The 6,479-nt window shown below is 73.5% G+C and carries 7 protein-coding genes; 3 read left to right on the forward strand and 4 right to left on the reverse strand.

What is annotated here, in order from left to right:
* Positions 1 to 581, reverse strand: a 581-nt coding sequence (locus ACFU7Z_RS33945) for a TetR/AcrR family transcriptional regulator (protein ID WP_380781774.1), incomplete at its 3' end; no start/stop codon positions are given.
* Between the two features lie 144 nt (positions 582 to 725).
* On the opposite strand from ACFU7Z_RS33945, the gene ACFU7Z_RS33950 reads away from it, so the two are divergent.
* The 3 genes from ACFU7Z_RS33950 to ACFU7Z_RS33960 all read left to right on the forward strand — a co-directional run bounded on the left by ACFU7Z_RS33950 (position 726) and on the right by ACFU7Z_RS33960 (position 2,602).
* Entirely contained in the window at positions 726 to 1,682 is a 957-nt protein-coding gene (locus tag ACFU7Z_RS33950; protein WP_380781776.1) for an alpha/beta fold hydrolase, read from the forward strand.
* A gap of 129 nt (positions 1,683 to 1,811) precedes the next feature.
* The gene (locus ACFU7Z_RS33955) at positions 1,812 to 2,117 is read left to right on the forward strand and encodes a GNAT family N-acetyltransferase (protein ID WP_049653355.1); all 306 of its coding nucleotides are present in this window, start codon (positions 1,812 to 1,814) and stop codon (positions 2,115 to 2,117) included.
* Between the two features lie 131 nt (positions 2,118 to 2,248).
* Complete coding sequence (locus ACFU7Z_RS33960; RefSeq protein WP_380781778.1) at positions 2,249 to 2,602, forward strand: antibiotic biosynthesis monooxygenase family protein; 354 nt, start codon at positions 2,249 to 2,251, stop codon at positions 2,600 to 2,602.
* A gap of 148 nt (positions 2,603 to 2,750) precedes the next feature.
* On the opposite strand, the gene ACFU7Z_RS33965 is transcribed toward ACFU7Z_RS33960, so the two are convergent.
* From ACFU7Z_RS33965 to ACFU7Z_RS33975, 3 genes are all read right to left on the reverse strand, one after another.
* On the reverse strand, positions 2,751 to 4,403 hold the full coding sequence (locus tag ACFU7Z_RS33965; RefSeq protein ID WP_380781780.1) for a phospholipase D-like domain-containing protein: 1,653 nt from the start codon (positions 4,401 to 4,403) through the stop codon (positions 2,751 to 2,753).
* A gap of 156 nt (positions 4,404 to 4,559) precedes the next feature.
* Entirely contained in the window at positions 4,560 to 5,849 is a 1,290-nt protein-coding gene (locus tag ACFU7Z_RS33970; RefSeq protein WP_380781782.1) for an MFS transporter, read from the reverse strand.
* A gap of 168 nt (positions 5,850 to 6,017) precedes the next feature.
* Positions 6,018 to 6,374, reverse strand: coding sequence for a metalloregulator ArsR/SmtB family transcription factor (locus ACFU7Z_RS33975; RefSeq protein WP_049654374.1), 357 nt, complete (start codon positions 6,372 to 6,374; stop codon positions 6,018 to 6,020).
* Positions 6,375 to 6,479 lie beyond the last annotated feature (105 nt).

Genomic DNA, 6,479 nt, shown 5'->3' on the forward strand with positions numbered 1-6,479 from the left:
GGGGTGAGGGAGTCCGCCACCGTCGCGCAGGCCAGCCGGGCCACGGAGCGCAGCTCGGCGTCCGGGGTGCCGGCCCGGCTCAGGACGGCCAGCGACTGGTTGACGGCGACGACGAAGGTGGCGAGCTCGTCGAGCGTCCGGGCGTCGGCCGGGGAGTCCGCCAGCGCGGCGCGGACCCGTCGGTGCTGCAGGTCGAGGAGGCCGCGCACCCGCGCGCCGCTCTCCTCCGTCAGCGTCGGCGACTGCGCGGCGGACTGGGCGACGAGGCACCCGGCGGGGACCGACGGGTCGGCGATGCGGTCCAGGACGACGTCGAAGAACGCCTCGACGGCGCGGACCGGGTCACCGGGGTGAGCGGCGAACGCCTGCTCGTACCGGGCGCCGTAGAGCGCCGCGTAGCGGTCGAGGCACTGGTGGAACAGGGCGTCCTTGCTGCCGAAGGTGCCGTAGAGGGAGCCCCGGCCGAGGCCGGTGGCGGAGCCGAGGGCGTCCAGCGAGGCGTCCGCGTACCCGCGCTGCCAGAACACCCGCATGGCCCGGTCGAGGGCCTCCCCGACGTCGAACTGCTTCCGTCCGGACACCGCACAAACCTCCTGTTTCACCCGTCTGCCATGAGCCTACCCGCGTCTTGGACCGATCGGTCAAACAATCTTTGACCGATCAGTCCAAGATGGCTACCGTGACGGCCAGTGGCCAGATCAGCCGGCACCGCGAAAGGAAAGATCATGAGCCAGTCGCCCACCCCCCTGCCCACGCCCGAAGACCCCGGCTCCGTCGCCGGGGCGCCGAACCTCCCGGCCGGATTCGCGCGGACCTTCACCAGCCGGTACGTCGACACCGGGCACCTGCGCCTGCACGCCGTCACCGGCGGCGAGGGCCCGCCGCTGCTGCTGCTCGCCGGCTGGCCGCAGACCTGGTACGCCTGGCGCCTCCTGATGCCCGTGCTGGCACGGGACTTCCAGGTCGTCGCCGTCGATCCGCGCGGCGTCGGGCTGTCCGACAAGCCCCTGGACGGGTACGACACCGGCACGCTCGCCCGCGACCTGGTGGCGCTCATGGACGCGCTCGGGCACGACCGGTTCGCCATGGTCGGACACGACGTCGGCATGTGGACCGGCTACGCCCTGGCCGCGGACCACCCCGACCGGCTCGAACGCCTGGCCGTCGCCGAGGCCGCGATCCCCGGGCTCTCCCCCACGCCGCCGCTCTTCGGCAGCCAGGAGGCCAACGACCGGCTCTGGCACTTCGCCTTCAACCGCCTCGCCGACGTCAACGAGCAGCTGGTCGCCGGGCGGGAGCACCTCTACTTCGGCCACCAGTTCGCCACCAAGTCCGCGAAGCCCCTGCCCGACCACGCCGTCCGGCACTACGTCGACATCCTCGCCGCCGATCCGCAGGCGCTGCGCTGCAGCTTCGAGTTCTACCGGGCACTGGACACCACCATCGCCCAGAACCGGCAGCGCGCGGCCCGACGGCTCTCCCTCCCCGTCCTGGCGATCGGCGGAGCGGCGAACCTCGGCGCCTCGGTCGGCGCGACGATGCGGCTGGCCGCCGACGACGTGGAGACCCTGGTCCTCCCCGAGTGCGGCCACTACCCCGCCGAGGAGTCCCCGGAGGCGATGCTCTCCGCCCTGACCGCGTTCCTGGCGCCGTACCGCACCGGGCGGACCGTCTCGGGCTGAGACCGCCCACACCCACCCGCCCCGCGCGTCGCGGCAGACAAATGTTGAGGATTCAACTATACTGCTGACAGCGGCGCCGGCCACCAGCGGTCGTCCGCCGAGGCGACCCGCCGCACCCGAGGAGGAACCGTGGAGCAGACCGTCACCGACAACACCGAGAAGTCCCGCTTCGAGATCCACGACGGCGGCGAACTCGCCGGCTTCGCCGAGTACCACCGCTCCGGCGACGAGATTGCCTTCATCCACACCGAGATCGACCCCCGCTTCGAGGGCCGAGGCCTCGCCGGCCGACTGGCCCGCGCCGCCCTGGACACGGCACGCGACCAGCACCTCGCCGTCCTCCCCTACTGCCCCTTCATCCGCGGCTGGATCACCAAGCACCCCGAGTACGCCGACCTGGTCCCCGCCACCCACCGGGCCCGCTTCGGCCTCTGAGCAGCCGCGTACCGCGCCGTCCGGGCCGCCGCGGGAGGGCCCGGACGGCTTCGGTCAAGATCCCGAACCCTTGTTCCACCGTTCGGTAAAGACACTGGATCACCGGACGCGTGCCGCCCTACGGTGGCGGCATGAGTGATCACTCCGAAGCACCCGTCGCACCCGTCCAGGCCTTTGAACCCCCGTACTACGTCGCCGTCTTCACCACGGTCCGGACGCAGGACCAGAGCGACTACAGCGAGACCAACGCCCGCATGGAAGAGCTGGTGAACGACATCCCCGGGTACCTGGGGATGGACCACGCGCAGACGCCCGGCGGACTGGGCATCACCGTCGGGTACTTCCGCGACGCCGACGCCCTCACGGAGTGGCGGACCAACGCCGAGCACCGCGCCGCGCAGAAGCGCGGGCGGGCCGACTGGTACCAGAACTACACACTGCACGTGGCGAAGGTGGAGCGCAGCCACGGGTTCGTGCGGGCGTAGCTCCCGCGACTCCCGACCGGGAGACGGCGGGAGCCCCCCGGGTGAGAGCAGAGCGGGGCGGGCGCCGCAGTGAGCAGCGCCCGCCCCGGGCGGCCTGAGCAGGGAACCCGCCGGCCGGCCATCAGGCGTCGGACCTCAGGCCTCGACCTCAGGCACGGCAGGTCCCGGTGGACCAGTCGACGGTCGCGGCGGCCTGCGAGTACTTCCACTCGGGGCCGAGCAGGTCGCGGTCGAGCTGCGCGGCCGCGTTGCGGTTCTCGACGATGTAGCCGAAGTCCTGCAGCCAGGCCGGGTACAGGTTCTTCGAGCCGATGTAGAAGGCCGAGTCGTCGACCGCGACCAGCTTGTGGTGCAGCGCGTACGGGTGCCCGTCGGCCCAGGCGGCGGTGGGGGCCGCACGGAAGGAGGCGAGCTGGAGGTTGCCGCAGAGGGCCGCGTCGGCCTTGCCCCGGTCGCCGGTGAGCGCGGTGAGCCGGGCCTTCAGGACGTCGCTGATCTCGGCGAGGGACTTCATCTGCGAGTAGCCCCCGCTGCCCACGGTGCCCCGGTTGGCCGGGTCGCTGACCACGATCCGCACCTTGACCCCGGCGGCCAGCTTGGCGGCCAGCGTGTCGTAGAGCCGGGAGTCGTAGTGCGAGATCGGCGGGCAGGTGCCGTTCAGGTCCTGCTGGGAGATCTCGATGTGCCGCTGGGCGCTGCCGACCAGGGCGCGCAGGGCGTTCTCCTCGGGGTTGACGGTCTCGTAGTCGCGGTCGGCGTTGGTGTTGTCGTGCAGGGTCAGCGGGCCGCACTTGGCATCCGCCGCCCCGGGGACGGGACCGGGCCGGTACCCGGAGGAGGGGTCCGCGTCCTTGATGCCGACGCCGAGGCCGCCGACGGCTATCACCGGGACGTTCCCGGCGGCGGGGGCGGACGGGTTGAGCTCGCGTTCGATCGACGGGCGGCAGGCGCCGCCGTCCGAGGAGGCGAACCACGCGTTGTCGAGGAGGCCGGTCCGGCCGCAGGTCCACTCCCAGAGGGTGTCCAGGTAGCGGCCGGCGGAGGTCGCGGCGGGGCCGGCGAGCGCGAGGTCGACGTCCGAGACGGGGTGCGAGGTGTCGAGGTAGTCCTTGCTCCAGCCGTTGATGCCGCCGGTGAGGACGGTGCGTCCGTCGACCACCAGGAGCTTGGAGTGGTTCCAGGAGAAGGCGGTGCGCGAGGAGGTCATCGAGGCGATGTTGAGGCTGACCGACGAGGCGGCCGGTCCGAGCTTCGCGACCAGGTCGTCCCGGTACCGCGACGGCAGCACGTTGGCGTTGTACAGCGGCGCCGCACCGACCAGGATGCGCACCACCGGGCGGTGCCCGGCGGCGACCGAGGCCTTGAGCCCGGCGACCAGGGCGTCCTCGAACCCGCCGTCGGGGAACGGCGCGAGGCTGGAGACGTCGACGGTCCGGGTGGCGGCGGAGACGTCGGCGGTCATCTTCGCGAGCAGCGCGCGGGTGCCGGGCCGGTCGGCGCAGGTGGCGTCGCCCCAGCAACCGGGCGTCTGGAACAGCCAGTTCGCGGGGCCGCCGGCCTGGTCGGCGCCGGCCAGGGCGTTGCCGTCGGTGCGCTGCCAGACGGTGCCCTCCAGGCCGGGCGACACCTGGCGCAGCACCTGCTCGACGGCGTCGATGTGGGTGGTGTCCGCGCCCTGTGCGGGGGCGGGGGCGGCGTGGGACGGCGCGGCCGACAGGACGCTGATCAGGGTGCTGGCCGCGACGGCGGCGAGGGCGCCGCGCAGGGCGCGGCGGGGTCGGCGGGAGCCGGGTCGGTACACGTGAGGATCCTTCAGAACGTGGCAGGCGTCGTGCTGTTCGCCTACGAGACACCCAGAGACTACCTGCTGGTAACACCCCGTCAAACTTGCGCATGACAAAAGCGCGCGGGGGCTCGACCGGCCCCGGCGAACCCCGGCCCCTGGCTGCCCGTCCGGTCAGCGGGTGACGGCGACGCCCCGCTTCCCGCTCGCCGCGACCGTGGCCGCGGCCGTCGCCCCCGGCACCCCGCGCCAGGCGCGGGCGGCCAGCAGGCCGGAGGCCAGGGCGACGGCGCCGAGGGCGACGGAGGCCGCGGTGAGGCCCAGGGTGGCGCCGAGCCAGCCGGCCAGGGGGTAGGTGAGCAGCCAGCAGCCGTGCGAGAGGGAGAACTGGGCGGAGAAGACGGCGGGCAGGTCCTCGGCGGCCACCGAGTCGCGCAGGACGCGGCCGGTGGGGGTGAGGATCAGCGAGCCGGCCGCGCCGAGGACGGCCCAGACGGCGAGCAGGACGGGCCAGCGCCAGGCGCCCGGCCCGGCGGCCGTGAGCACGGCCAGCAGGGCGAAGAGCCCGACGATGCCGAAGGCCGCCGGGAGCATGACGATCCGGTCCGGCACCCGGTCCAGCACCCGGGGCAGCAGCAGCGCCACGGCCATCGACCCGGCCCCGTAGGCGCCGAGCGCGATCGGGACGTCGGTGGCGGGGCGGCCGAGCTGGCCGCGGACGTAGACGACGGTGTTGACGATCACCATGGCGCTGGCGGCGGCCGCCGCGAGGTCCAGGGCGAGCATCGCGCGCAGCCGGGGCACTGCGAGGAACAGCCGGGTGCCGCGGACGGACCTGGCGAGGACGCCGTCGCCGGCCCCCTCCCGCACCGACCGAAGCGGCTCCGGCCGCAGCGGCTTGGGCAGCACGGCCGAGAGCACCAGGGCCGCGGAGGCGAGGAACCCGGCGGCGGTTCCCCAGAACAGCCAGTTGTAGCTGATCAGCGCGAGCAGGGCGCCCGCCAGTACCGGGCTGACCAGGCTCTCGGTGTCATAGGCGAGCCGGGACAGCGACAGGGCGCGGGTGTACTCGCGCTCCTCGGGCAGCACCTCGGGGATCACCGACTGGAAGGCCGGGGTGAAGGCCGCCGAGGCGGACTGCAGGACGAAGATCAGGACGTAGACCTGCCACACCTCGGTGACGAAGGGCAGGGTGAGGGCGACGGCGGCCCGGGTGAGGTCGGAGGCGGCCATCAGCCGCCGGCGCGGGATGCGGTGGGCCAGCGCGGTGACCACCGGGGCGATGCCGACGTACGCGAGCATCTTGATCGCCAGCGCGGTGCCGAGCACCGATCCGGCGCCCGCCCCGGCGAGGTCGTAGGCGAGGAGGCCGAGCGCGACGGTGGCGAGGCCGGTGCCCACCAGGGCGACGATCTGGGCGGCGAACAGGTGCAGATAGGTGCGGTTGCGCAGCACGGAGAGCATGAGGACCCCGCTCGGACTGGACGCGGTAGGACGACACGTCCAGGATAGGTCAACATGTGCACGCATGTGCACATGTTGACCGGAAAAGCGGCCCGAAAGGCGGCGAGGGGAAGGCGGCGCCGGGAAAGCGGCCCGCACCCCGGAGGGCACGGGCCGGTACGGATCCGCTCAGTCGTGCGGCGGGAGCTCGCCGATCTGGTGGTCGGCGACGCTCAGCGCCTCGTCGACCAGCCGGCGCAGATGGCCGTGGCGCAGCGCGTACACGACGCGCCGGCCGTCCTTGCGGGTGGTGACCAGGCCCGCCAGCCGGAGCTTGCCGAGGTGCTGGCTGACCGACGTCCGGGGGGCTCCGGCCGCCTCGGTGAGCGTGGTCACGTCGGCCTCGCCGGCGCTCAGCCGCTGGAGCAGCGCGAGCCGGGTGCGGTCCGCGAGCAGCGCCAGGATGCCGGCCGCGGCCTCCAGCCGCTCGTCGTCCCGTCGCTCCTGCGCATGGTGCGCACCTGACACCTGAAGGCTCCCACTCATGGCGCCATCGTAGGGCCCAGGGCCGTCCGGGGCGCCGTCCGGGCGGGCCCGTGCCCGCCGAAGCGCGGTGGCCTCGGCGGGCACGGGCCGGTCATGCGGTCAGGC

Origin of the sequence: Kitasatospora sp. NPDC057518 (genome assembly GCF_042802075.1) — a bacterium.
Taxonomy (GTDB): domain Bacteria; phylum Actinomycetota; class Actinomycetes; order Streptomycetales; family Streptomycetaceae; genus Kitasatospora.

Bases quoted from the DNA above. Each gene is read 5' to 3' on its own strand.
- ACFU7Z_RS33975 (WP_049654374.1), bottom strand. From the start codon at position 6,374: ATGAGTGGGAGCCTTCAGGTGTCAGGTGCGCACCATGCGCAGGAGCGA.
- ACFU7Z_RS33970 (WP_380781782.1), bottom strand. From the start codon at position 5,849: ATGCTCTCCGTGCTGCGCAACCGCACCTATCTGCACCTGTTCGCCGCC.
- ACFU7Z_RS33960 (WP_380781778.1), top strand. From the start codon at position 2,249: ATGAGTGATCACTCCGAAGCACCCGTCGCACCCGTCCAGGCCTTTGAA.
- ACFU7Z_RS33950 (WP_380781776.1), top strand. From the start codon at position 726: ATGAGCCAGTCGCCCACCCCCCTGCCCACGCCCGAAGACCCCGGCTCC.